The sequence below is a fragment of the Pseudomonas sp. LBUM1653 genome (assembly GCF_059716115.1).
Genome location: NZ_CP166803.1, coordinates 2,609,357 through 2,634,744, shown reverse-complemented (window position 1 = coordinate 2,634,744; position 25,388 = coordinate 2,609,357). Strand labels below are relative to the sequence as shown.

The 25,388-nt window shown below is 61.1% G+C and carries 25 protein-coding genes; 16 read left to right on the top strand and 9 right to left on the bottom strand.

What is annotated here, in order from left to right:
* Positions 1–406 precede the first annotated feature (406 nt).
* The 8 genes from ACA054_RS12065 to ACA054_RS12030 all read left to right on the top strand — a co-directional run bounded on the left by ACA054_RS12065 (position 407) and on the right by ACA054_RS12030 (position 7,366).
* Positions 407–997 carry an amino acid synthesis family protein gene (locus ACA054_RS12065; protein WP_007978708.1) on the top strand — a complete coding sequence of 197 codons (591 nt, stop codon included), beginning with the start codon at positions 407–409 and terminating at the stop codon, positions 995–997.
* Between the two features lie 42 nt (positions 998–1,039).
* Positions 1,040–1,873: an alpha/beta fold hydrolase gene (locus ACA054_RS12060; RefSeq protein WP_497689573.1), complete on the top strand. Its 834-nt coding sequence runs from the start codon at positions 1,040–1,042 to the stop codon at positions 1,871–1,873.
* Positions 1,870–3,351: an aldehyde dehydrogenase gene (locus ACA054_RS12055; protein WP_497639260.1), complete on the top strand. Its 1,482-nt coding sequence runs from the start codon at positions 1,870–1,872 to the stop codon at positions 3,349–3,351. Before ACA054_RS12060 ends, ACA054_RS12055 begins: the two co-directional genes overlap by 4 nt.
* Before the next feature lie 12 nt (positions 3,352–3,363).
* The gene (locus ACA054_RS12050; protein ID WP_497689572.1) at positions 3,364–3,849 is read left to right on the top strand and encodes a flavin reductase family protein; all 486 of its coding nucleotides are present in this window, start codon (positions 3,364–3,366) and stop codon (positions 3,847–3,849) included.
* Between the two features lie 166 nt (positions 3,850–4,015).
* Complete coding sequence (locus ACA054_RS12045; RefSeq protein ID WP_497689571.1) at positions 4,016–5,467, top strand: NAD-dependent succinate-semialdehyde dehydrogenase; 1,452 nt, start codon at positions 4,016–4,018, stop codon at positions 5,465–5,467.
* 103 nt (positions 5,468–5,570) lie between these two features.
* Positions 5,571–5,960 carry a carboxymuconolactone decarboxylase family protein gene (locus ACA054_RS12040; protein WP_008059553.1) on the top strand — a complete coding sequence of 130 codons (390 nt, stop codon included), beginning with the start codon at positions 5,571–5,573 and terminating at the stop codon, positions 5,958–5,960.
* A gap of 87 nt (positions 5,961–6,047) precedes the next feature.
* Complete coding sequence (locus ACA054_RS12035; protein ID WP_020800935.1) at positions 6,048–6,800, top strand: GntR family transcriptional regulator; 753 nt, start codon at positions 6,048–6,050, stop codon at positions 6,798–6,800.
* 2 nt (positions 6,801–6,802) lie between these two features.
* Positions 6,803–7,366: an NUDIX domain-containing protein gene (locus tag ACA054_RS12030; protein ID WP_492641138.1), complete on the top strand. Its 564-nt coding sequence runs from the start codon at positions 6,803–6,805 to the stop codon at positions 7,364–7,366.
* 168 nt (positions 7,367–7,534) lie between these two features.
* On the opposite strand, the gene ACA054_RS12025 is transcribed toward ACA054_RS12030, so the two are convergent.
* Entirely contained in the window at positions 7,535–7,831 is a 297-nt protein-coding gene (locus tag ACA054_RS12025; RefSeq protein WP_497689570.1) for a DUF1330 domain-containing protein, read from the bottom strand.
* Positions 7,832–7,902: 71 nt separating this feature from the next.
* On the opposite strand from ACA054_RS12025, the gene ribBA reads away from it, so the two are divergent.
* The 5 genes from ribBA (at position 7,903) to ACA054_RS12000 (ending at position 13,338) form a co-directional block, all read left to right on the top strand.
* Complete coding sequence (gene ribBA / locus ACA054_RS12020) at positions 7,903–9,012, top strand: bifunctional 3,4-dihydroxy-2-butanone-4-phosphate synthase/GTP cyclohydrolase II (RefSeq protein ID WP_497689569.1); 1,110 nt, start codon at positions 7,903–7,905, stop codon at positions 9,010–9,012.
* Between the two features lie 385 nt (positions 9,013–9,397).
* The gene (locus ACA054_RS12015) at positions 9,398–10,423 is read left to right on the top strand and encodes an ABC transporter substrate-binding protein (RefSeq protein ID WP_497689568.1); all 1,026 of its coding nucleotides are present in this window, start codon (positions 9,398–9,400) and stop codon (positions 10,421–10,423) included.
* On the top strand, positions 10,420–11,352 hold the full coding sequence (locus ACA054_RS12010; RefSeq protein WP_497689567.1) for an ABC transporter permease: 933 nt from the start codon (positions 10,420–10,422) through the stop codon (positions 11,350–11,352). Before ACA054_RS12015 ends, ACA054_RS12010 begins: the two co-directional genes overlap by 4 nt.
* 6 nt (positions 11,353–11,358) lie before the next feature.
* The gene (locus tag ACA054_RS12005) at positions 11,359–12,168 is read left to right on the top strand and encodes an ABC transporter permease (RefSeq protein WP_007976227.1); all 810 of its coding nucleotides are present in this window, start codon (positions 11,359–11,361) and stop codon (positions 12,166–12,168) included.
* Positions 12,169–12,183: 15 nt separating this feature from the next.
* Positions 12,184–13,338, top strand: coding sequence for an ABC transporter ATP-binding protein (locus ACA054_RS12000; protein WP_497689566.1), 1,155 nt, complete (start codon positions 12,184–12,186; stop codon positions 13,336–13,338).
* Between the two features lie 160 nt (positions 13,339–13,498).
* Here ACA054_RS12000 and ACA054_RS11995 read toward each other — a convergent pair whose 3' ends face one another.
* Complete coding sequence (locus tag ACA054_RS11995; RefSeq protein WP_497689565.1) at positions 13,499–14,572, bottom strand: diguanylate cyclase; 1,074 nt, start codon at positions 14,570–14,572, stop codon at positions 13,499–13,501.
* Positions 14,573–14,741: 169 nt separating this feature from the next.
* On the opposite strand from ACA054_RS11995, the gene ACA054_RS11990 reads away from it, so the two are divergent.
* From ACA054_RS11990 to hglS, 3 genes are all read left to right on the top strand, one after another.
* Positions 14,742–16,193 carry a flavin-containing monooxygenase gene (locus ACA054_RS11990; RefSeq protein WP_497689564.1) on the top strand — a complete coding sequence of 484 codons (1,452 nt, stop codon included), beginning with the start codon at positions 14,742–14,744 and terminating at the stop codon, positions 16,191–16,193.
* A 21-nt stretch (positions 16,194–16,214) separates the two neighbouring features.
* Positions 16,215–17,171 (top strand): alpha/beta fold hydrolase, encoded by a 957-nt coding sequence (locus ACA054_RS11985; RefSeq protein WP_497689563.1) that lies wholly within the window; start codon positions 16,215–16,217, stop codon positions 17,169–17,171.
* Between the two features lie 110 nt (positions 17,172–17,281).
* A complete protein-coding gene (gene hglS, locus ACA054_RS11980; RefSeq protein ID WP_497689562.1) occupies positions 17,282–18,661 on the top strand; it encodes a 2-oxoadipate dioxygenase/decarboxylase HglS in 1,380 nt (459 codons plus the stop codon).
* A gap of 112 nt (positions 18,662–18,773) precedes the next feature.
* Here the strand turns inward: hglS and ACA054_RS11975 are convergent, their stop codons facing one another.
* From ACA054_RS11975 to ACA054_RS11945, 7 genes are all read right to left on the bottom strand, one after another.
* Entirely contained in the window at positions 18,774–19,451 is a 678-nt protein-coding gene (locus ACA054_RS11975) for a type 1 glutamine amidotransferase domain-containing protein (RefSeq protein ID WP_497689561.1), read from the bottom strand.
* A 389-nt stretch (positions 19,452–19,840) separates the two neighbouring features.
* Entirely contained in the window at positions 19,841–20,422 is a 582-nt protein-coding gene (locus tag ACA054_RS11970) for a hypothetical protein (RefSeq protein WP_497689560.1), read from the bottom strand.
* 85 nt (positions 20,423–20,507) lie between these two features.
* Complete coding sequence (locus ACA054_RS11965) at positions 20,508–20,675, bottom strand: hypothetical protein (RefSeq protein WP_497689559.1); 168 nt, start codon at positions 20,673–20,675, stop codon at positions 20,508–20,510.
* 11 nt (positions 20,676–20,686) lie between these two features.
* On the bottom strand, positions 20,687–20,929 hold the full coding sequence (locus ACA054_RS11960) for a hypothetical protein (protein ID WP_497689558.1): 243 nt from the start codon (positions 20,927–20,929) through the stop codon (positions 20,687–20,689).
* A 160-nt stretch (positions 20,930–21,089) separates the two neighbouring features.
* Positions 21,090–22,163 carry a lipocalin-like domain-containing protein gene (locus ACA054_RS11955; RefSeq protein WP_497689557.1) on the bottom strand — a complete coding sequence of 358 codons (1,074 nt, stop codon included), beginning with the start codon at positions 22,161–22,163 and terminating at the stop codon, positions 21,090–21,092.
* Positions 22,153–24,624, bottom strand: a complete 2,472-nt coding sequence (locus tag ACA054_RS11950; RefSeq protein ID WP_497689556.1) for an ABC transporter permease — start codon at positions 24,622–24,624, stop codon at positions 22,153–22,155. The genes ACA054_RS11955 and ACA054_RS11950 overlap by 11 nt, the downstream gene beginning before the upstream one ends.
* A 1-nt stretch (position 24,625) precedes the next feature.
* The gene (locus ACA054_RS11945; protein ID WP_497689555.1) at positions 24,626–25,294 is read right to left on the bottom strand and encodes an ABC transporter ATP-binding protein; all 669 of its coding nucleotides are present in this window, start codon (positions 25,292–25,294) and stop codon (positions 24,626–24,628) included.
* Positions 25,295–25,388: the final 94 nt, after the last annotated feature.

The window sequence follows — 25,388 nt, the reverse complement described above, 5'->3', positions numbered from 1 at the left end:
CGAACGCAGGCATTGCGCAGTGGGTAAACCGGCAGGACGCCGGTTTAGCCGCGCTGGGCCAGGGATGGCCCATTGCGGCGACCCACGGAGCAATGCCTTCGTTACGGCATGCCGAGCCTAGGCGAGGCACCGAGTGGTGGGGCAAAGCCTTTTGGTTCCTTTTTGCTGGGCCGGCACTCCGGCGTTTGAAAAAGGGACTCGCCGTAAGGGCGAAACCATAAGTGGCCGTTACCGCAGAAATGGATATGTACACAGTCAAGAAACAATAGCCGCCACGGCCAGCACCACAGCCCTCCCCTCTTTTTATCACCGTCCGACCAGAAACTCCCATCAGGCTATTGCGCATCCGGTATTATGGTATACCATCATACGCACAAACACCTTTCACCCTGATACGGAGCAGCTCATGAGTTTCGAAATCCGCAAGATCGTCAGCTATGTCGAAGAAACCTTCATTGAAGGCGGCAAGGCCACCGACAAGCCCGTGACCATGGTCGGGCTCGCCGTGGTGATGAAGAACCCTTGGCTGGGCAACGGCTTCGTTGAAGACCTCAAGCCGCAAATCCGCGCCAACTGCTCCGACCTCGGCGCACTGATGGTCGAGCGCCTGGTGGGCATCATCGGCGGTGCCGAGAAGATCGAAGCGTACGGCAAGGCCGCCGTGGTCGGCGCCGACGGTGAAATCGAACACGCGTCCGCGGTGATCCACACCCTGCGCTTCGGCAACCACTACCGCGAAGCGGTGAAAGCCAAGAGTTACCTGAGCTTCACCAACAAGCGCGGCGGCCCGGGCACTTCGATCCAGATCCCGATGATGCACAAGGACGATGAAGGCCTGCGTTCGCACTACATCACCCTGGAAATGCAGATCGAAGACGCGCCGCGTGCCGACGAAATCGTCGTGGTCCTGGGTTGCGCCGATGGCGGCCGCCTGCACCCACGCATCGGCAATCGCTATATCGACCTGGAAGAACTGGCCGCCGAAAAAGCCCAGTAAGCCGGTCGGTCACTACAACAAAAAGGTATGCAGGAGCGCTCCATGATTCGGCTCACCGCTGAACGTACCCCGGCTGGCACCAGTTACCTGGCGACCGGCCAAGGCCAGCCCGTGGTCTTGATCCACGGCGTGGGCCTGAATAAAGAAATGTGGGGCGGCCAGATCGTTGGCCTGGCCACGAAATACCGCGTCATCGCCTACGACATGCTCGGTCATGGCGCCAGCCCGCGCCCGGAAAGCGGCACGCCGTTGCTCGGCTATGCCGACCAGCTGCTGGAGCTGCTCGATCATCTGCAATTGCCCAAGGCGGCAGTGATCGGTTTCTCCATGGGCGGGCTGGTGGCGCGGGCCTTCGCCCTGCATTACCCGCAACGCCTGCAAAGCCTGGTGGTGCTCAACAGCGTCTTCAATCGCACCGCTGAACAACGTGCCGGCGTGATCGCACGCACCAGCCAGGCCGCCGAACACGGGCCGGACGCCAACGCCGAGGCGGCACTGTCACGCTGGTTCAGCCGTGAATACCAGGCGGCCAATCCGGCGCAGATCGCCGCTTTGCGTCAGACGCTCGCGCAGAATGATCCGCAGGGTTACCTGACCACTTATGAACTGTTCGCCACCCAGGACATGTACCGCGCCGAGGATCTGGCCAGCATCCAGGTGCCGACGCTGGTCGCTACCGGCGAACTCGACCCGGGGTCGACCCCGAAAATGGCCGAGCAACTGGCCCAGCGCATTCCCGGCGCAACCGTTGCCGTACTCGCCGAGCAGCGGCATATGATGCCCGTAGAATCGCCGCGCCTGGTCAACCAGCTGTTGCTGGAGTTTCTCGACACGGCGCACTCCCGACAAAACCAGATTAAGGGGATCGTTGCATGACTCTCGCACGCTTCCAGATGTGCATCGGCGGTGAATGGGTCGATGCCCTGTCCGGCAAGACTTTTGAAAGCCTCAATCCGGCCCTGGCCGAACCTTGGGCCGAACTGCCCGATGCCGACGAAGCCGACGTCGAGCGCGCCGTACAGGCTGCGCAGAGCGCCTTCGACAGCCCGGCCTGGCGCGGCCTGACCGCCACCGCCCGCGGCAAGTTGCTGCGGCGCCTGGGCGACCTGATCGCCGAAAACAAGGAACAACTGGCGCAGCTGGAAAGCCGCGACAACGGCAAGCTGATCCGCGAGACCCGCGGTCAGGTCGGCTACCTGCCAGAGTTTTTCCATTACACCGCAGGCCTGGCGGACAAGCTCGAAGGCGGCACCCTGCCCCTCGATAAACCGGACCTGTTTGCCTACACCGTGCACGAAGCCATGGGTGTGGTCGCCGCGATCATTCCGTGGAACAGTCCGCTGTACCTGACCGCGATCAAGCTGGCGCCGGCCCTGGCGGCTGGCAATACCATCGTGATCAAGCCATCCGAGCACGCCTCGGCGACCATTCTCGAACTGGCGCGACTGGCACTGGAAGCCGGGATTCCACCGGGGGTGGTCAACGTCGTCACCGGTTACGGCCCGAGCACCGGCGCCGCCCTCACCCGCCATCCGCTGGTGCGCAAGATCGCCTTCACCGGCGGCGCGGCCACGGCGCGGCATGTGGTGCGCAGCAGCGCCGAAAACTTCGCCAAGCTGTCGCTGGAACTGGGCGGAAAATCGCCGAACATCATTTTTGCCGACGCCGACCTCGACAGCGCGATCAACGGTGCTATCGCCGGGATCTATGCCGCGTCCGGGCAAAGCTGTGTGTCGGGTTCGCGTCTGCTGGTGCAGGACGAAATCTACGACGAATTCGTCGCTCGCCTGGTGGAACGCGCCCAGCGCATCCGCATCGGCAACCCACAGGAAGACAGCAGCGAAATGGGCCCGATGGCCACTGCGCAGCAACTGGCCGTGGTTGAAGGTCTGGTGGCGGATGCCATTGCCGAAGGTGCGCGTTTGCGCTTGGGGGGCAAGCGTCCAGAGAATCTGGGCGAAGGCTGGTTCTATGAGCCGACCTTGTTCGAGTGCGACCGCAACTCGATGAAGATCATGCAGGAAGAAGTGTTCGGCCCGGTGGCCTCGGTCATCCGTTTCAAGGACGAAGCCGAAGCCCTGGCGATCGCCAACGACTCGCAGTTCGGCCTCGCCGCCGGCATCTGGACCCGCGACCTGGGCCGCGCCCATCGCCTGGCCCGGGACGTGCGCTCGGGGATCATCTGGGTCAACACCTACCGTGCCGTGTCGGCCATGGCGCCGATCGGCGGCTTCAAGAACAGTGGCTATGGACGCGAAAGCGGCATCGATTCCGTGCTGGCCTACACCGAGCTGAAAACGGTGTGGATCAATCTTTCCCAGGCACCGATGCCTGATCCGTTTGTGATGCGCTAGGAGTCCTGAGAAATGATCGAACCCGGCATTTACAAAGACGTCATGAGCTCGTTTCCTTCCGGGGTCACGGTGGTCACCACCCTCGACCCGGATGGCGCGATCGTCGGCATTACCGCCAGCGCCTTCAGTGCGCTGTCGATTGATCCGGCACTGGTGCTGTTCTGCCCCAACTACGCCTCTGACACTTACCCGATCCTGCGCGACAGCAAGCGGTTCGCGATTCACCTGCTGTCCGCCGACCAGACCGCCGAAGCCTATGCGTTTGCCGGCAAAGGCAAGGACAAGGCCAACGGCATCGAGTGGCACTTGAGCGAACTGGGCAACCCGTTGCTGCGCAAAGCCACGGCGATCATCGAGTGCGAACTGTGGCGTGAATACGATGGCGGCGACCACGCCATCATCGTCGGCGCGGTGAAGAACCTGATCCTGCCCGAGCAACCGGTGACGCCGATGATCTACCACAAAGGCAAGCTCGGCCCCCTGCCCGCCCTGGCCTGATCGGCTTCACACAAAACCCTGTGGGATAAACCTTGTGGGAGCGAGCCTGCTCGCGAATACGGACTGACATTCAACATTAATGTCGACTGACAAACCGCTATCGCGAGCAGGCTCGCTCCCACAGGTAAAGCAGCGCAGCCACTTTCTCTTTTCATCAGGAGCCGGCATGAGCCCAGCAGCCTCGCAACTGTTCCGCCAGCAGGCGTACATCAATGGCCAATGGCTGGATGCGCCCGACGGTGCGCAACAGGACATCTTCAACCCGGCCACCGGCGAACTGATCGGCCAGGTGCCGAACCTGGGCGCCGTCGAAGCCCGGCAGGCCATCGTCGCCGCCAACAACGCCTGGCCGGCCTGGCGTGCCCTGACCGCCAAGGAACGCAGCAACACACTCAAGCGTTGGCACGCGCTGATGCTGGAAAACGCCGATGCCCTCGCCGAAATCCTGACCCTCGAACAAGGCAAACCGTTGGCCGAAGCCAAGGGAGAAATTCTCTATGCCGCCAGCTTCATCGAGTGGTTCGCCGAAGAAGCCAAACGCATCTACGGCGACACCATTCCCAGCCACAAGGGCGATGCACGCATTGTCGTCAGCAAAGAGCCGATCGGTGTCGTCGCGGCGATCACCCCATGGAACTTCCCGGCGGCGATGATCACCCGCAAGGCCGGCCCGGCACTGGCCGCCGGGTGCCCGTGCATCGTCAAGCCGGCACCGGAGACTCCGTTCTCGGCACTGGCCATGGCTGCGCTGGCCGAGCAAGCCGGCATCCCGGCGGGCATCTTCAACGTGATTACCGGCGACGCTATTGCCATCGGTGGCGAGCTGACTTCAAGCCCATTGGTGCGCAAACTGTCGTTCACCGGCTCCACGGCCATTGGCAAGTTGCTGATGGCGCAGTGCGCGCCGACGCTGAAAAAGGTTTCGCTGGAACTGGGCGGCAATGCGCCGTTCATTGTCTTCGACGATGCCGATCTGGAGCGTGCGGTGGACGGCGCGCTGATTGCCAAATTTCGCAATGCCGGCCAGACCTGTGTCTGCGTCAATCGCTTCCTGGTACAGGACGGCATTCACGACGCCTTTGTCGCGCGCCTGGCCGAACGGGTGTCGCAACTCAAGGTTGGCAGCGGTTTCGCTGACGGCGTCACCCAGGGTCCGCTGATCAACGAGCGCGCCGTGGCCAAGGTTGAAGACCATGTGCAGGACGCACTGGCGCAAGGTGCCCAGTTGCTTTGTGGCGGCGAGCGTCACGCGCTGGGTCACGGTTTCTTCCAGCCAACGGTATTGGCCGGCATCACCACGCAAATGAAAGTCGCCCAGGAAGAAACTTTTGGCCCTCTCGCAGCGGTGTTCCGATTCGACAGCGAAGCCGAGGCCGTGCAGATGGCCAACGACACCGAGTTCGGTCTGGCTGCCTACTGCTACACCCGCGATCTGGGCCGCGCCTGGCGCATGAGCGAGGCGTTGGAGTACGGCATGGTCGGGATCAACGAAGGGTTGATTTCCACCGAAGTCGCACCTTTTGGCGGGATCAAATCTTCAGGCCTGGGCCGTGAAGGCTCCAAGTACGGCATCGAGGACTATCTGGAACTCAAATACACACTAATGGGCGGGCTGTGAATGAATACCTGTAGGAGCCGGCTTGCTGGCGATGGCGTACTTGAGGACGCCATCGCCAGCAAGCCGGCTCCTACAGGACAGAGTCTTCCAGGAGATCATTGAAGTGAGCAATGAAAAATACGAAAAAGGCCTGAAGATCCGCACCCAGGTGCTGGGCGAAGCCTATGTGAACCGCTCCATCGAGAACGCCGACGACTTCACCCGCCCCCTGCAGGAGATGGTCACCGAGTACTGCTGGGGCCACGTCTGGGGCCGTGAGGGTTTGTCGCTTAAAGAGCGCAGCATGATAAACTTGGCGATGATTTCGGCCCTCAATCGGCCTCACGAACTCAAGCTGCACGTGCGTGGTGCCTTGCGTAACGGGCTGAGTCGTGAACAAATACGCGAAATTCTGCTTCAGGTCGGTATTTATTGCGGTGTCCCCGCGGCCGTAGACAGTTTCCGGCTCGCCCGTGAAGCGTTCGCCGAAGCCGATGCCGAGGCCTCCAGTTAACCCTTGGCTGTCTGATTGAATGAGCACTAAGATTATTGCGATCGAAGTGCTCTTTTTGCATGGACAGCCACATTCAGAGCGGACCCCATGAAACGCCTGCCACTCGACGACAGCTTCAAGGTCAATCGCAACCCCGTTACCCTGCGCGAAATCGTGCTGGATAAACTGCGAAGCGCCATCATGAACTTCCAGCTTCTGCCGGGAGATCGACTGGTCGAACGCGATCTGTGCGATCGCCTGGGTGTGAGCCGCACCTCGGTGCGCGAAGCCTTGCGTCACCTGGAGTCCGAAGGCCTGGTGGAGTTCGCCGACGCCAAGGGCCCACGGGTAGCGATCATCACCCTGGCCGATGCCGTCGATATCTACGAGCTGCGTTGCGTACTTGAAGGCCTGATCGTTCAACTGTTCACCCTGCGTGCCAAGGCCAAGGACATCAAGGCCCTGGAAAAGGCCCTGGAAGAAAACCGCCAGGCCTTGAAGGAAGGTGAACTGCAACAGGTCATCGATTCCGTGCAGGGTTTCTACGATGTACTGCTCGAAGGCTCCGGCAACCACGTCGCCGCTACCCAGTTGCGTCAGTTGCAGGCGCGCATCAGCTACCTGCGGGCGACGTCGGTGTCCCAGGAAAACCGTCGTGGCGCCAGCAACCAGGAAATGGAACGCATGGTCGAAGCGATCAAGAGTGGTGATCCGCTGGCCGCTCACCAGGCTTGCGTCGACCACGTCCGCGCCGCCGCTACCGTCGCCCTCGATTACCTCAAGCGCAAGCAGGAAGAGACCGGGGCAATCCCCGAGATCACCCAGCCCATCGCGCTCAAAGAACCCCGTATAGGACGTTGATCATGTTCAGCCCGAGCTATTGTCCAAAGTGCGGCAGCAATGACCTCAAGTCACAGCTGCCACCGGGCGATACGCACGAGCGCCTGATGTGCCGCGGCTGCGGCTACATCCACTACGTCAATCCGAAAATCATCGCCGGCTGCATCATCGAGCAGGACGGCAAGTACCTGCTGTGCCAACGCGCCATCCCGCCGCGCCCCGGCACCTGGACCTTGCCGGCGGGCTTCATGGAAGGTGGCGAAACCACCGAGCAGGCGGCGTTGCGTGAAGTCTGGGAAGAGAGCGGCGTGCGCGCGGAAATCCTCTCGCCCTACTCGATCTTCAGCGTGCCGAAGATCAGCGAGGTGTACATCATCTTCCGCGCCATCGCCCTGGAGATCACCGGGCAGTACGGACCGGAAACCCTCGACTACAAATTCTTCGCGCCCGAGGACATTCCCTGGGACAGCATCTACTACCCGGCGATCCGGCAGATTCTCGAACGCTACATCGAGGAGCGGCAGGCCGGGGTCTACGGTATCTACATCGGTAACGACGACAGCGGCAAAATCCACTTCATCCGCTGAAGACTCCCCACCTCTACATTGATCATCACTGGGCGTAATTTCCGGGTGCGGCATCTCCCCCTGTGGGAGCGAGCTTGCTCGCGATGGCGTCGCATCAACCAACATAAATGCCGACTGACACTCCCTCATCGCGAGCAAGCTCGCTCCCACAGGGTAAAGTAGCGTTTGTTAGAGCGGCGCCACACCCTCGACGATGATGATTTCTACCTGCGCCACACCCTCGCGGTGCCCTTTCGCCTCCTGATACAGATCGGACCGATAACAGGCCAACGCCTGTTCGTAAGAGTCGAACTCGATCACCACGCTGCGTTGCGGCGTCGGCCGACCTTCCATCGCTTCGCTGCGCCCACCTCGAGCCAACATCCGACCACCGTATTGGGCAAACGCCTTCGGTGCCCGCTGCGTGTATTGGCTGTATTGATCGGGGTCGGTGATATCCACGTGAGCAATCCAGTACGCCTTCATAGTGACCTCTCTGCTTGTTTTGTATTATGGTATACCACAGTATCTATCCATCAAACACCGAGAATCCCTACATGGCCTTCAACAGCATCGAAGAAATCATCGAAGACTACCGCCAAGGCAAGATGGTGCTCCTGGTTGACGACGAGGACCGGGAAAACGAAGGCGACCTGTTGCTGGCCGCCGACCGCTGCAGCGCCGACGCTATCAGCTTCATGGCCCGTGAAGCACGCGGCCTGATCTGCCTGACCTTGACCGACGAGCATTGCCAGCGCCTCGGCCTGGAGCAGATGGTGCCGAGCAATGGCAGCGTGTTCAGCACCGCGTTTACGGTGTCGATCGAAGCGGCTGTTGGCGTGACCACCGGCATCTCCGCCGCCGACCGCGCGCGCACCGTGGCCGCCGCCGTCGCCCAAGGCGCGAGTGCCGCCGATATCGTGCAGCCCGGCCACATCTTCCCGTTGCGCGCCCGGGAGGGCGGTGTATTGACCCGTGCCGGTCACACCGAAGCCGGCTGCGACCTGGCGCGCCTGGCCGGCTTCACCCCCGCCTCGGTGATCGTCGAAGTGATGAACGATGACGGCACCATGGCTCGCCGCCCCGACCTGGAAGTGTTCGCGCGCAAGCACGGGATCAAGATCGGCACCATCGCCGACCTGATCCACTATCGTCTGAGTACCGAGCACACGGTGGTGCGCATCGGCGAGCGCGAGCTGCCGACCGTGCATGGCACCTTTCGTCTGATCACCTTTGAGGATCGCATCGAAGGCGGTGTCCACATGGCAATGGTCATGGGTGATCTGCGCCGCGATGAAGCGACGCTGGTGCGCGTGCATGTCATCGACCCGTTGCGCGATCTGGTCGGTGCCGAATACAGCGGCCCTTCCAACTGGACGTTATGGGCCGCGTTGCAGCGAGTGGCGGAAGAAGGTCGCGGCGTGGTGGTGGTGCTGGCCAATCACGAATCGTCGCAAGCGTTGCTGGAGCGGGTGCCGCAATTGACCCAGGCGCCGCGGCAATTCAGCCGTTCGCAGTCACGGATCTATTCGGAAGTCGGCACCGGTGCGCAGATCCTGCAGAACCTTGGCGTCGGCAAGCTGCGGCATCTCGGGCCGCCATTGAAATACGCAGGTTTGACCGGGTACGACCTGGAAGTGGTGGAGAGTATTCCGTTCACCCAGTGACCCTCGGATTTGCGTAATTCCCTGTGGGAGCGAGCCTGCTCGCGAAGGCGATGTACCCGGCAACATGTATGTCGACTGACACGCCCTCTTCGCGAGCAGGCTCGCTCCCACAGGGATTGCGTCGTTTGCGCGGTACCGGGTACGCCCCGCAGCTCTAAAAAAGCATTTTTGGCTGATAGCCGGTAAGGCAAAGTGCTTGCACAAAGTTTGGAATACCATAATATGATATTCCATAGACCGAACGATTCGACCAAGGGCGCCCGCAAGGGAAAGCACCCACAACAGCCCTTGGCACGGTCGCCTTTCAAGGCCAGATGGACCTACTGCTCCCGATAGGCGGGCATTACCAAGCCCGCTCAAAAACACAACAAATGAGGGCGTGAAAATGGTGTTGAACAAACGTGCATCCGCAGTACTGTTCGCCGGCTTGTTGGCCACGGTCAGTCATGTGGCCCTGGCGGCTGAAAGCGTCAACTTCGTCAGCTGGGGCGGTAGCACCCAGGATGCACAGAAGCAGGCCTGGGCCGATCCGTTCAGCAAGGCCAGCGGCATCACCGTGGTCCAGGATGGCCCCACCGACTACGGCAAGCTCAAGGCCATGGTCGAAAGCGGCAACGTGCAGTGGGATGTGGTCGACGTCGAAGCCGACTTCGCCTTGCGCGCTGCCGCCGAAGGCCTGCTCGAACCCCTCGATTTCAAAGTCATCGATCGCGACAAGATCGACCCGCGGTTCGTCTCCGATCACGGCGTCGGCTCGTTCTTCTTCTCCTTCGTACTCGGCTACAACGAAGGCAAGCTCGGTGCCAACAAACCCCAGGACTGGTCCTCGCTGTTCGACACCAAGACCTTCCCCGGCAAACGCGCCCTCTATAAATGGCCAAGTCCTGGTGTGCTGGAACTGGCGCTGCTGGCCGATGGCGTCGCCGCCGACAAGCTCTATCCGCTGGACCTGGATCGCGCCTTCAAGAAACTCGACACCATCAAGAAAGACATCGTCTGGTGGGGCGGTGGCGCTCAGTCGCAACAGCTGCTGGCCTCTGGTGAAGCGAGCATGGGCCAGTTCTGGAACGGCCGGATCCATGCCCTGCAAGAAGACGGCGCTCCGGTTGGTGTGAGCTGGAAACAGAATCTGGTCATGGCCGACATCCTGGTCATTCCAAAGGGTTCGAAGAACAAGGACGCGGCGATGAAGTTCCTGGCCAATGCCAGCAGTGCCAAAGGCCAGGCCGACTTCTCCAACCTGACCGCCTATGCGCCGGTCAACGTCGACAGCGTGGCGCGCCTGGACTCGGCGCTGGCCCCTAACCTGCCGACTGCCTACGCCAAGGATCAAATCACTCTTGATTTCGCGTACTGGGCCAAGAACGGTCCTGCTATCGCCACACGGTGGAACGAATGGCTGGTCAAATGAAAATGACGGCAACCGCGTCCCGTCCATCCACGCCCGTCGGGAGCGCCTCCGGCGCTGCCGGCAAGGCGGCTGCGATGACGCAAACCCCTACCCTTGCGCAACGCTGGCGCGGATCGAGCAACCTGATCCCCGCCCTGCTGTTCCTCGGCCTGTTCTTCCTGGCACCATTGATCGGCCTTCTGCTGCGCGGTGTGCTGGAACCGACTCCGGGGTTGGGCAACTACGAGCAGCTGTTCGCCAACTCGGCGTATGCCCGGGTCTTGCTCAACACCTTCTCGGTGGCCGGCCTGGTGACGCTGTTCAGCCTGCTGCTGGGGTTCCCTTTGGCCTGGGCGATCACTCTGGTGCCACGTGGCTGGGGTCGCTGGATTCTCAACATCGTGCTGTTGTCGATGTGGACCAGCCTGCTCGCCCGCACCTATTCCTGGCTGGTGCTGCTGCAAGCCTCCGGGGTGATCAACAAGGCGCTGATGGCCATGGGCATCATCGATCAACCGCTGGAGATGGTGCATAACCTCACCGGCGTGGTGATCGGCATGAGCTACATCATGATCCCGTTCATCGTGCTGCCGCTGCAGGCGACCATGCAGGCCATCGACCCGATGATCCTGCAGGCCGGTTCGATCTGCGGGGCCAGCCCCTGGACCAACTTCTTCCGGGTGTTCCTGCCGCTGTGCCGGCCGGGGCTGTTCTCCGGCGGCTTGATGGTGTTTGTGATGTCCCTCGGTTACTACGTCACCCCGGCGCTGCTGGGCGGTGCGCAGAACATGATGCTGCCCGAGTTCATCATTCAGCAGGTGCAGTCGTTCCTCAACTGGGGCCTGGCAAGCGCCGGCGCCGCGTTGCTGATCGTCATCACGCTGGTGCTGTTCTACTTCTACCTGAAGCTTCAGCCGGAATCCCCGGTTGGCGCCAGCAACGCGAGGTAAGCCGTCATGCTCCTGACCCCCAATGCCATGAGCCGCCGGATGCGCTTCGGCCTGTATGCCACCACCGGGCTGATCGGTCTGTTCCTGTTGTTGCCGATCGTGTTCATCGTCCTGCTGTCGTTCGGCTCGTCCCAGTGGCTGGTGTTTCCGCCGCCGGGCTGGACGTTGAAATGGTACGGCCAGTTCTTCTCCAACGCCGACTGGATGAACGCGGCCATGGCCAGTCTGAAAGTCGCGGTACTGACCACGTTCTTTGCCGTGGCCCTTGGCCTGCCCACTGCTTTCGCCCTGGTACGCGGGCGCTTCCCTGGCCGGGAAATGCTCTACGGTCTGTTCACCCTGCCGATGATCGTGCCACTGGTGATCATCGCCGTGGCGGTGTACGCGCTGTTCCTGAAACTGGGCTACACCGGGACCATGTTCGCGTTCGTGGTCAGCCACGTCATCGTCGCCTTGCCGTTCACCATCATCTCGATCATCAATTCGCTGAAGCTGTTCGACCAGTCGATCGAAGATGCCGCGGTGATCTGTGGTGCCTCGCGCCTGCAAGCGGTGTTCAAGGTGACCTTCCCGGCGATCCGTCCGGGGATGGTGGCCGGCGCCCTCTTCGCCTTCCTCGTCTCGTGGGATGAAGTGGTATTGAGCGTGATGATGGCCAGCCCGACCCTGCAAACCCTTCCCGTGAAAATGTGGACCACCCTGCGCCAGGACCTGACGCCCGTGATTGCCGTCGCCTCGACGCTGCTGATCGGCCTCTCGGTATTGGTCATGGTGATCGCCGCCGCACTGCGCCGGCGCAATGAAATCAGCGCCTAAGCGCAGGAGTACGACATGAGTGCAGTGATCAAAGATTCCGCGCAGCAAAATGACAAGCCTCTGGTGAGCCTGCGCAACCTGAACAAATACTACGGCGACTTTGCCGCCGTGGACGACATCTCGCTGGACATCAAGGACGGTGAATTCCTGACCTTCCTCGGCTCCAGCGGCTCCGGTAAAAGCACCACGTTGTCGATGCTCGCCGGTTTCGAAACACCCAGCAGCGGCGAGATCCTGGTCAACGGCCAGTCGCTGGTGAACGTGCCGCCGCACAAACGCGACATCGGCATGGTGTTCCAGCGCTACTCGCTGTTCCCGCATCTTTCTGTGCGCGACAACATCGCCTTCCCGTTGGCGATTCGCAAACTGGCCACGGCCGAGCGTGAACGCCGGGTCGATGCGATGCTCAAGCTGGTGCAGCTTGAACAATTCGCCCATCGCCGACCTTCGCAACTCTCCGGCGGCCAGCAGCAACGCGTCGCCATCGCCCGGGCGCTGGTCTACGAACCACGCATCCTGCTGATGGATGAACCACTGGGCGCACTGGACAAAAAACTGCGTGAAGATTTGCAGGACGAACTGCGCCAGCTGCATCGGCGCCTGGGCATCACCATCGTCTACGTGACCCACGACCAGGAAGAAGCCATGCGCCTGTCCCAGCGCATTGCGATCTTCAGCCACGGCAAGATCGTCGGCCTGGGCAGCGGCTTTGACCTGTACCAGAATCCGCCGAATGCCTTTGTCGCCTCGTTCCTCGGTAACTCGAACTTCCTCAAGCTCAAGGCTCAGGGCAATGCGGTGGCTTCGTTTGAAGGACAGTCGCTGTCGATCCGCCTGACGGCCGGCTTGCAAACCAATCAGGATGTGTTGCTGATGGTGCGCCCGGAAAAGGCGCTGGCATTGAGCATCGAGCAAGCCGCTCAGGAATCTTTGGCCGCGGGCTGGAATGAAGTGACGGCCAAGGTTGTGGAAGTGTTGTTCCTGGGTGAAAGCCAGACTTGCAGCGTGGTGACTTCGGGCGGTACGTCGATGACGGTCAAAGCACTCTCAGCCGCCGGCATGCCAATGAAGGCAGGTGATCCTGTACGTGTGCGCTGGGCGACGGCGGATGCCTGCGTCTATACCGAATGGGCCGAGAGCGATTTGAACAAGGCTGCCGGGGCGCATTGATTTTTCAGGTCCATGCCAGTGGACCGCTAGTTATGTATCACCCTCGGGTCGCCGCAACGTCGGGTTGCGGTGGCCCTTTTTTTTGTTCATTTTCAGTACCTATGTGGGTGAGTCATACCGTCAGGCCGCCTTCGCCGGCAAGCCGGCGCCTGCAAGCAGGTCAGACCGAGTCGAGCAGTTCGTGACGAGGTCGGTCATTGCTGCAGCAGATAACGCGATTGCGTCCCGTGGTCTTGGCCTCGTACAGCGCCTGGTCAGCGTCGTTGAGCCACAGGGTCGCGTCGGTGTGGTGTGCGTTGAAGGCCGCCAGGCCGATGCTCAAGCTGACTTTCAGTGCCGGGTTTTGCTCGTAGCCCAGGGTCGCGAAACGATCACGCAAGGCGTCCATGGCCGCAGCGGCGCTGCTCAGGGGAAGGTCGGGAAGAATCACGCAGAATTCGTCGCCGCCATAACGCCCGGCCACATCGGTGGCCCGCAGGTTCTGCTTGAGCATCTTGCTCAGTTGGCGCAGCACGATGTCACCGGCAACGTGGCCGTAGGTGTCATTGATGCTTTTGAAGTGGTCAATGTCGATCAGGGCGATGGCCCCGCCCTGATGCTGGCGTTGGCAGCGCTGGAATTCGATCTCCAGCTGATCCTTCCAGGCGCCATGATTGAGCAGGCCGGTCAGGCTGTCTGTGCGGCTCAGGGCGAGCAGCTCGCGCTTTTGCTGGCCGAGGGTATGCGCCTGGCGGAAGCAGATCAAGCCCAACGCCAGCGGGTAAAAACACATCAGGGGCAAGCAGGCGTAGAGCTGAAGCCGGGTTGTTTCAGGGATTAACAGCGGCGTGAAGATCAACCAGCCGACGCCGATCCCGAGCACCTGCGCGACAGTGCCCACCAGCAGAAAACGCAGTCCGCCGATGGCCACGTTGTTCATCGCCATCATGGAAATAGTCGTTGCACTGGGCAGCGGATTGAACTGCATCGCGGCGACCCAGAAGCCGCCCATAAACGCGTCGACCAACAGGTTGCGGTGTTCGGCATGATAGGGCGTCTTGCCCCGACGCGCCCATTGATAGGCCAGGTGCGGCCAAAGCAGGCCGTTGAACAGCATCAACCCCCACACCCAGGGAGCCGGGTCCAGCGGGTACATCGCCACACTCACGCAGATCAAACCCAACACCAGGCCGAGGATGCGCGATGTGTAGAGCCTCCTGGCCAGTGAAAGTCCTTTTCCTCCCATCTTTCCCATTGGGACCTCTGCACCACAGAACGAAACCTGTTCACACCGCGATTGCAGGGTGTGCCCGAAGTCTAACAGGGCAACGTCAAATAGCCATCACCGGCTGGCGGGACGAGCTCCCGCAGAAACGGCTATACATGAAGATAAGGATTGATTCACAACGTTGAAAAGGAGGCCCATGCAGACCTTTCAAGTGCTGATCATCGGCAGCGGTTTTGGCGGCCAGTGCGCGGCTGTCAATTTGCTCAAGGCCGGCATCACCGACTTTCGCCTGCTGGAACGACGGGATTTCTTCGGCGGCACCTGGTGCCAGAATACCTACCCGGGCGCCGCGGTCGACGTGCCCTCGCCGCTCTATTCGCTGTCTTTCGCCCCCTACCGCTGGACGCAGATGTTCGCCGAACAGGCTGAACTGCACCGCTACACCCGTTACGTGGTGGAGCACTTCGGCCTGCTCGACAGGGTGGAACTGCAGGCCAATGTCGAGCGCGTCGAATGGGACGAAGCACAAAAGCGCTGGGCGGTGCACACCGCCAAGGGCACGTTTCATGCGCAGTTCCTGATTAATGCCACCGGTCCCCTGAGCCAACCGGTGGTCCCGCACTTCGAAGGCCAGGAACGCTTTGGGGGCAAAGCCTTTCACACCAACAATTGGGATCATTCCTACGATTACCGGCAAAAGCGCGTGGCCATCGTCGGCAGTGGCGCCAGTGCGGCCCAAGTGATTCCGGCGATAGCCGCGGACGTCGAGCACCTGCATGTATTCCAGCGCACGCCGCATTGGGTACTGCCACGGGCGGACCGCACCTTCGGCCGTTTCCAGCGCTGGTTGCTCGGGCTCAAACCGGCCTACAAACTGCTGCGCTGGATGATCTACTGGCAATTTGAAACCCGGGTGATTGCCTTCAAATACTCAAGGCCTGCAGTGCGTTTGGTCCAGCAGCAAGCGCTACGTTTGCTCAAACGCCAGGTGCCGGATGCCGAACTGCGGCGAAAATTGACCCCCGACTACACGCTCGGCTGCAAACGGGTGATTCTGTCGAGCACGCTTTACCCCGCGCTGGGCCGCCCCAACGTGACCTTGCACAGCCGCGAGCAGGGCGTCAAAGCCATCGATGAAACCGGTATCGTCATGCAGGACGGCCAGCACATCGACCTGGATCTGATCGTCTGGTCCACCGGTTACGACGCCACCGACGGGGTGATTTCCTACCCCGTAACGGGAAAGAACGGCACCCGCCTCTCAGACGTCTGGGCGCAGTACCCGAGGGCCTACCTCGGCACCAGCCTGCCGGCCTTCCCCAACCTGTTTATCGTCACCGGGCCGAACACCGGGATCGGCCACACATCGGCACTGTTCATCATCGAATCGCAGATGAACTACATCCTCGATTGCATTCGCACGTTAAAAGCACGCGGTTTGCGCAGCATCGAAGTACGCTCCGAGGCAGAACGTACCTACACTGAAATGATCCATAGAGAAATGGAACGCACAGTGTGGAAGTCAGGAGGCTGCCACAGTTGGTATCAAAGCAAGAGCGGTCATGTGATTGCCATGTTTCCCGGGTTCAGTTTCAGCTTTCACCGCTTGACCCGAACCCTGAAACCGGCCGATCACATAGTGTCCTGATCAGATAGAAGGAAGACGCTGATGCTTTTACTGGTTGTCGCTATCGCGGTTTTCGCCGCCTGGAGCTGGTTGAGCTACCCGGCCATTGGATACTGGGTGTATGACTTGAGCGTGGCCGTCGAGGCCAGGTTATACAAACTGCACAAGATCGTCGTGCCCATCCCCGAAATGACCGTCTCGACCTGGCAAGGCGGGCCGTATGAAGCGTCCAGCAATGTGTTGATGCTCCACGGCTTCAGTGCCGACAAGAACCTGTGGATGCGTTTTGCCCGGCACTTTGTCGGCAACTACCGGGTGATCATCCCCGACATCGCCGGGCATGGCGAAACCGGCTTCAAGGCGGGGGGCGGCTACGACATTGCGCTGCAGGCCAAGCGGATGATCCAGCTGCTCGATGTCTGCGGGGTCGACAAGGTCCATGTCATCGGCAACTCGATGGGCGGTTACATCGCGGCATGGCTGGCGGCCAACTATCCGGAGCGCATTGCCTCGCTCGCCCTGTTCGACCCTGCCGGGGTGGCCGAGCCAGAACCCAGTGACCTGGAGCGGCATTTGGCCAAGGGCCACAACCCGTTCCTGATCCACTCACGGGAAGAATTCAAGTATTTCTACGGCATGACCATGGCCGAACCACCGTGGGTGCCGCGCGTGGTGCTGGACGCCATCGCCCATCGCTATCAACAGGCGCGCGACGAACTGGAAGAAATTTTCCGCGACTTTCGCGCAAGCCCGCCCATGGAACCGAAACTGCCGGCGATCAAGGCGCCAGCGCTGTTGCTGTGGGGCCGCAAGGATCGCTTGATCGATGTCAGCAGCGTGGCCATCTGGAGCAAAGGCCTGGCGGATTTGCGCGTGGAAATATGGGAAGGCATCGGGCACATGCCGATGGTCGAAGCGCCTGCCGGTTCGGCGCACCTGTATCGGGAGTTTTTGGCATCGCTGCGCTCGGAAAGCCCCCAGGATCAACGACTGCACTGAACTGGCAGTCCTTTGCAGAATGAAGTTCGTCAGAAACTTCGTTTGCCGGCGTCGATGAAGGCTGCGATCTTTTCTCCATCCTTCACGTCAACGCGCCAGGAATTCCATTCATGAGCCACCCGAGCTTCGTCTGCCCCGACCTGATCCGCCAACGCTTCTCCAAAGCGATGTCCGACATGTACCGCGAAGAAGTGCCGCTGTACGGCGCGCTGATGGAACTGGTGGAACAGACCAACCGCCACGTGCTGGACAACGACCCGCAGGTGGCCCAACGGTTGAACAGCACCGGAGAAATCGAGCGCCTCGACCTTGAGCGCCATGGTGCAATCCGGGTCGGCACCGCCGCTGAACTGGCCACCCTCGCCCGCCTGTTCGCGGTCATGGGCATGCAGCCGGTGGGTTATTACGACCTGACCCCGGCCGGAGTGCCAGTGCATTCGACCGCTTTCCGTGCGGTGCATGAAGCGTCTTTGCAGGTCAGCCCGTTCCGGGTGTTCACCTCGCTGCTGCGCCTGGAACTGATCGAAGACCTGGAACTGCGAGCCTTTGCCCAGTCGGTGCTGGACAGGCGTTCGATCTTCACCCCCACTGCCCTGGCCCTCATCGATCGCGCCGAGAGCCAAGGCGGCCTGACTGAGGAGGAAGCCGGGACATTCGTCGAGCAGGCACTGGAAACTTTCCGCTGGCACCACAGCGCCACGGTGACCGCCGAGCAATATCAGAAACTCAGCGCCCAGCATCGCCTGATTGCCGATGTGGTGGCGTTCAAGGGACCGCACATCAATCACCTGACGCCGCGCACCCTGGACATCGACATCGTGCAGGCGCAGATGCCGGCGCACGGTATCACCCCCAAAGCGGTGATCGAAGGTCCGCCCCGTCGGCAGTGCCCTATCCTGCTGCGCCAGACCAGCTTCAAGGCGCTCGATGAACCGGTCGCCTTCATCGATCAATCCGACACGCGCGGCAGCCACAGCGCCCGGTTTGGTGAAATCGAACAACGCGGCGCCGCACTGACGCCCAAAGGCCGGGCGCTGTACGACCGCTTGCTCAATGCCGCGCGGGACGAACTCAAGGACTTCCCCAATGAAGCCAACGCCGCCCGCTACAACGGGTTGATGGCGCAACATTTCAGCGAATTTCCTGACACCTATGAGGGCATGCGCCAACAGGAGCTGGCGTTCTTTCGCTACTTTGTGACGGAAAAAGGCCTGGCTGCGGCTGAACTGAAAACCTTGACGCTCGAAGATCTGGTCAGCGGCGGGTATCTGCAAGTTGAACCGCTGGTCTACGAGGATTTCCTGCCGGTCAGTGCGGCGGGGATTTTCCAGTCAAACCTGGGGGATGCCGCGCAAACCCACTACGGCGTGCACTCTAACCAGCAGGCGTTCGAAAAAGCCCTGGGGCGCTCGACGATCGATGAATTGCAGTTATATGCACAAACGCAACAGCGCTCGATCGAGCAGTGTCTTGCCGCCTTGGGCTACTGAATACCTCCCTTGTAGGAGCGAGGCTTGCCCGCGAAGAACGATAACGCGGTTCAACAGAAACACCGCAGCGTCCGGTTCGCCGGCAAGCCTGGCTCCTACAATGGTGTGGTGTTCATTTCAGTTTTGCCAACAGGGCTTCAGCCGTGGCCTGTGAGGACGCCGGATTCTGTCCCGTCAGCAGCAGGCCGTCGGTCAGCACGTAGCTGGCCCAATCAGCCCCTTTGGAATAAATCCCGCCCTTGGCCTTGAGCTCGTCCTCCACCAGAAACGGCACAACCTTGGTCAGTTGTACCGCTTCTTCTTCGCTGTTGGTGAACCCCGTCACCCGCTTGCCCTTGACCAGTGGCTGGCCGTCGGCGTCTTTGGCATGGCGCAATACACCCGGCGCATGGCAGACGGCCGCGACCGGTTTGCCGGCGTTGTAGAACGTTTCGATGAGCGCGATCGAATCACGGTCTTCGGCCAGGTCCCAGAGGGGACCATGGCCGCCTGGGTAGAAGATTGCGTCATAGTCCCCGGCCTTCACCGTGCCCAACACGACGGTTGAGGCCAAAGCGGATTGAGCCGCAGGGTCCTGGCGAAAGCGTTCGGTGGCATCGGTTTGTGCATCCGGCTCGTCGCTTTTGGGATCCAGCGGTGGCTGGCCGCCCTTCGGCGAGGCCAGGGTGAGTTGAGCGCCAGCGTCCTTGAAGGCGTAATAGGGTGCAGCGAATTCTTCCAGCCAAAAGCCGGTTTTCTTGCCGGTGTTACCCAATTGATCGTGGGACGTTAGAACCATCAGGATTTTCATGTCGTCGTCACTCCATCTCGGGGAGGCAGGCAAAACACATAACAGTCAGTTACAAGTTTAAGCCCGGGGGATATTGCAGAGCAGACTACAAACTGCGCCATTCATTCGATTGAAAGTGCAGTCGTACTTGGAGAAAAAGTGTTCGCCCAGTGCTATGGCCTCGGCAATCCATGCACTGGTAAAGAACCCTGACACTGGGCGAACGGGGCGTATTTTAATAGATGTTTATGAATATGTCCGCGCTTTAAACATGAAATTTGCCGATACATGGTTTATAAGATGCCGGCCAAAATATAATTCAAACCAACAACTTAAACCCACTAGTTCGACCAAAATTTTTGATTGTTCCTATACAAAAGTTGTACAGGAACAATCAATGGGTAGATCACTCAACTTCCGGATTTGCTGGTCACCTGCAGTACGTCGGTGTATGTCACGTAGACGCTTTGCCCGACTTTAAGGTCCTTCAGCTTGGCTTGAACTTTCGGATCTTCGACAGTGATGGTTTTGGTCTGCCCCGCCGGGTTTTTAAAGGACACCTGGTTTTTCTTCTGGTCGATGTCGGTGATTTGCAGCTGGACTTGAACCTGACGATAAGCTTCGCCGCCAGGGGCGTTACCGGGTGCGTTGCGGGCTTCACCGGCACGCTCCGAGCTGCCCGGCAAACCCTTGTCGACATCGGTGTCAAGGTAGGCCGCGACGGAGCGGGTGACCTTGATGTCGACCTGATCACCGGCTTTCAGCTGGCCGAGGTTTTTCGCCTTCTCGGTCAGTTGCACATGGACCTGACGACCTTCCGGCCCCTCAAGCACTACTTGATGTTTGGCGGCATCGACCGAAACGACTTTGGTGCTGACTTCATCAGCTTCCACGACGGCGGACAACGGGATATCTGCAGCAACGGCGCTAAAGCTGGCGGCAGACAGCAAGGTGGCGAGGGTGACGGCTTTGGTCAGTGCGTGAAGTTTCATAGGCAGAACATTCCCTGTGATGAATGACGACAAACGGCGCCGCAACAAGGTCCGACGCCGTGTGTGGGATGAGCATAGACGCTGATCAGCGAGTCTTCGCAGTTTCTTGCGCGGTCGATTCGCCACTGGCGGTGCCTTTGCCGCTTTCCTTGCGCCGGGTCGGATCGGTGGGACGCAAAGCGTCGTTGTCGCGCTCGGTTTCTCCGGGTGGCCGAGGCTCGTCAGGGTGCTTTGTATCGGGTGCGGGTTTCATGGGCATTTTCCTCAAGCTTGGGGATCATCGAGTTCCCGGGCGACGTTGATCGCCGGTGAGTCCTTGTGAGATTGCTCCGCCCTGGCTTTGAGCTCCTGCCATTGTTCGAGATCAATGGCGCCCTGTCCCAGCAGATCGTCTGCCAGGCGTTGTAAATCCATGTAATAGGAGTCGGGAGACTGCTGCCAGTAGGTCTCGTCTTCAAACAGGCGCTGCCACGCGTCAAGGTCGGGCGGTGTGAGGTCTTCGCGCATGGCGGGGCTCCAACAGAGGCATTCGTACGGTAGAGAGGTGGACGTTGGGCGGAGTTCCGGTTGATTGGAGGAAGATGAAGATCAAAAGATCGCAGCCTGCAGCTCCTACAGGAAATCGCATTCCATTGTAGGAGCTGCCGAAGGCTGCGATCTTTTGATTCTAATAACCGGTCATTTCCAGATACCCCTGCCCGCCATGACTGCCACTCAAGCGCACCGGCCCCTCCCAATAGGGAATGCGCAGATCCATCCAGCTATCGGGATTCAGGGCGCTGATGACGATATCGAGGTGTTTGCCGGGGATCTGGATCGACCAGCGCACCGGCATCGAACGCCCCGCCACCTTGGCGGTGTCCTGCGGGGTGAGGTGGATGTCGTCGGCGCTGAGCATTTGCGTCTGGCCCTGGGCGTCGATCCAGGTTCCCGTCAGGTAAGGTGCGCCGTCCTTTTGCCGCATGCGATAGAGCATCACCTGCTCGCCGCTGTCCAGGTGCAGGGAAAACCAGTCCCAACCGCTCTGGTTGGCGGTCAGGGGTTGGCTGCTCCACTCACGGTCGAGCCATGCGGGCCCACTGACCTGAAATCGCTTGCCGTCGATTTCCAGCGTGCCACTGGCCTGGAAAAACGGCTGGCTGTAGTAATACGACGCCTGGCCCTGTTCGGATTTCTGACTGAAACCCTTGTCCCCTTGCAGCACCAGCGGTCGATTCGAGGTCAGCCGCAGTTGATAGCTAAACGCCTTGTCGCGGGCGCTGAGTTGCAGGTCGGCCAGAGGATCAGAGCCCGTTGCCTGGCTGTTGAAATGCCAGTCGTCGATCCACGCATTGAACGGTGTCAGGCTCACGCCGGCCTGTCCCACACCGCCACGAGCATAACGCTCGGCGGCGTGATGCACCGAGGCCGAGGTCACCGCCGCGTGGCCCAGCCATATCGTCTGGTTGCCCCAGCCAGCCGCCTCGGGCGTCGCTTTCAAGGCACTGCGAAACAGCGTCCACTGTGCGCCGAACTCGCGGCCCTGCTCATCCTTGAGGTTGGCGGTGACGTACCACCATTCGATGCGAAAGCCATCATGAGGGCCGTGATCCGCCGGGAAGCTGAACACCCGGCCGGGCACCACCGGGGTAAAAGCGGACGCTTGATGACCGAGGCCGGCGAAACCCTTTTCATCCGGCGCCGACTGATCACAACCGGCGAGCAACGCTGCGACCAGCCATACCCCGAACTTAATCCTCATGGGCAAACGTCCTCAGCAGGTCCGCCGGTTGCGTGCGATACAGCGAGTACAACGGCCACGCCGACGCCAGCAAAGTCGCCAATAACGCCAGCCCCATCAACTGCAGCAATTGCAGGGGAAACACCCGCAGCGGCAGGCGCCAGCCAAAAGCCTGGACGTTGATCACGGTGTCCAGGCACCAGGCCAACGCAATGCCCAGCGGCAACGCCAACACCAGCGTCAGCACCGCCAGCAGCCAGGTTTGCCCGAGGTTGAGCAGCATCAGTTGCCGGCGCGTCACGCCCAGCGCCCACAGCGGCGCCAGTTGCCCAAGTCGGCTCTGGCTTTGGGTCAACAGGCTGATGAACAACGCCACGCCCGCCACGCAAAGGGTCAGGCTATTGAGCGCGGCAGTGGCGGCGAAGGTGCGCTCGAACACTTGCGTCGACCAACCCTTGAGCCGGGCCTGATCGACGATGCGACTGTCCTCCAGCGCAAAACGTGCTTGCAGCGCGGTCACGAACGGTGTGATCAATGCCGGCTCGATGCGCAGGTTGAAGCGGTTCGGCGTCAGTTGTGGCCAGCCGCGCAGCAAGTGATTGACGTTGACCAGCAGGTGACCCTTGGGATTGCCGTAGTCGGCGTAGATCCCGACAATGCGTGGCGACCAGGGACCGTTGGGCGTGGCAATCGTCAAGTGCTCGCCGAGCTTGACCTTCAAGCGCCGCGCCAGTTGCTCGCTGAGCATCATCGCGTCGTCTGCAGCCAGGCTGTCCCAGGGCTTGTCGTCCAGGGCTTCCAGCAACGGCCAGTGCTGACGATAGGTCGGGTGATCGATCACGCCAAAGACATCCGCCGGCCAGCCTTGCAACTGAATCGAGACCTGCCAGTTGGGCAACACCGCCGTAAGCTGCGGTTGTTGCTTGAGCCAGTCGTACAGCTCCCGAGCCTGGGCCGGGTTTTGCGGGTTGAGGTAGAGCTCGGCGGTCAGCCGTTGTTCCAGCCAGTTGCTGAAGGTCTGGCGAAAACCGGCGGTCATGCTGCCAGCACCGATGTTGGCCGCCAGGGCCAGCAACAACGCCATCAGCGCCAGGCTCAAGGCCGGCAGTTGCTGGCGGCAATCGGCGACAAACCACTGACCGAGCACCGAAGAAGTACGGTTCGTCAGCCCATTGAGCACGGTATTGAGTACCACCGGCAACGCCAACGCGGCGCCCAGCAACAGCGCGGCCATCAGCAGGAATCCGCTGGCCAGGCTGTCACCGAGCAGCAATGCCAGCAACGCAATACCCAAGGCAAGCGCCGCCACCCAGCCCTGGCGGCGCAACCAGCGCGCATGGGCCTGATGCCAGGCCTGCGGATCGGCCAGGGCCAGCAACGGCAAACGCGCTGCACGCCACAAACTGTTGGCACCCGCGAGCGCGGCGCCGAGCAGGCTCAAGCCGACGCCGCTGAGCCACCACAGCGGGCTCAAGCTCAACCGCCCCGCCACTTCGGCACCGTACAAGCCGCGCAGGCTGGCGGCGACATCCGGCAGCAACACGCTGGCCAGCAGGTAACCGCTGACCACTCCGGCCACGCCGCCGATCAAGGCCAGGCCGCCCAGTTCGACGGCAAGGCTGACGATCAGCATCCGCGCGCTGACGCCGCAGGCGCGCAGGGTCCGCAGCAAACCCCGACGCTGTTCCAGCGCTAGCCCGATCGCGGCATGCACGATAAACAGGCCGACTACGAACGACAGAAACCCCAAGGCGTCCAGGTTCAGGTGAAAGCTCTCGGTCAGGCGCGCCAGATTGTTTTCTTCGCCGCTGGTCTTGAGCTGAAGTTGTCCCTTGAACGGATCGGGCAGTGTCGCGGTGAAATCCCTGGGCAGCAGCAGACGTGATAACTGATCGGGCAAACCGAGAATCTGCTGGGTAAAACCGATGTCCACCAGCAACACGCCCGGCGCCATGTCAGCCTGGGCGTGCAAGGGTGGCAATGCCTGACCGTTCAACGCCAGCGGCCTCTCGCCCTGCGCCAACCCCAAGGCCTGCAGGGTCTGCGGCGCAATCCAGGTGCTGCCCGGCGGGGTGAAAAACTCGACGACCTGCTCGATGGCCAATGCCTGCCCCGCCACCTCGGACCCGGTCGGCAGCGACACGGGCTCAATGCCCATCAGTTGCAGACGCTGATCCTCATGGCCCTTGAGCGTCAGCCGTCCCTGCAACACCGGCGACACCGGCCAACCGGCGCGACGCAGGTCGACAAACAACTGCTGGGAGAAAGTCCCCCCGCCGGGCGCACTCAGGCTGGCCTGAGGTTCTCCGCCGATCAGCTGACTGGCCCGGGCATAGCTGTCCCGCGCCTGACTGTTCAGCGCTTGCACCCCGGTCAACAGACTGGTGGCCAGCCACAGCCCGGTCAGCACGCTGAAAAACTGTACCGGGTGCTGTCGCCAATGACTGAGCAGCGCGCGTAGGGTTTCGCGAAAAATGCGCATCTCAGCGTTCGTCCACAGCCGCCAGTCGACCGCCGTGCAGCACCACCTTTTCGGCCATTCGTGCCGCAACGCTGGGGCTGTGCGTGACCATCAGCAGGGTTGTCGAAGTATCGTCGAGCAGTTCCAGGAGCAACTTCAGCACTTCGGCGCTGGTGGCTTCATCGAGACTGCCAGTGGGTTCGTCGGCTAACAGCAGCTTAGGTTGCGACGCCAGAGCCCGGCCGAGGGCAACCCGTTGTTGCTGGCCACCGGAGAGCTGTTCGGGATAGCGTCGCAGCAAATCGCCCAAGCCCAAGCGCTGCACCAGATGCGCCTGCCAGCGCGGATCATGGCGGCCGGCCAGACGCGCCTGAAACGCCAGGTTGTCCTCCACCCGCAAGCTGCCGATCAGGTTGAACTGCTGGAACACCAGGCCTATCTCGCTGCGGCGCCAGCTCGCCAGTTGCCCTTCGTTCATCTGCTCCAGCCGATGTTCACCGCTGCGGATGCTGCCGCGATCGACCTTGTCCAGCCCGGCGATCAAGTGCAACAAAGTGCTCTTGCCACTGCCCGACTCGCCCATCAACGCCAGGCTGCTGCCGGGTTTGAGGGTCAGGTCGACACCCTGCAGCACCGGCAATGGGCCTTGCGGGGTGGCGTAGCTTTTGAAGACACCCTGGACTTCAAGCATGGGAGAACCCGTTCGATAAGCCTGGGCCAAGGATAGCGGTCCGGAATGGTTTTTGTCCGTTGCCGATTGCGACCCTGCCTGGCCACCGCCCTAC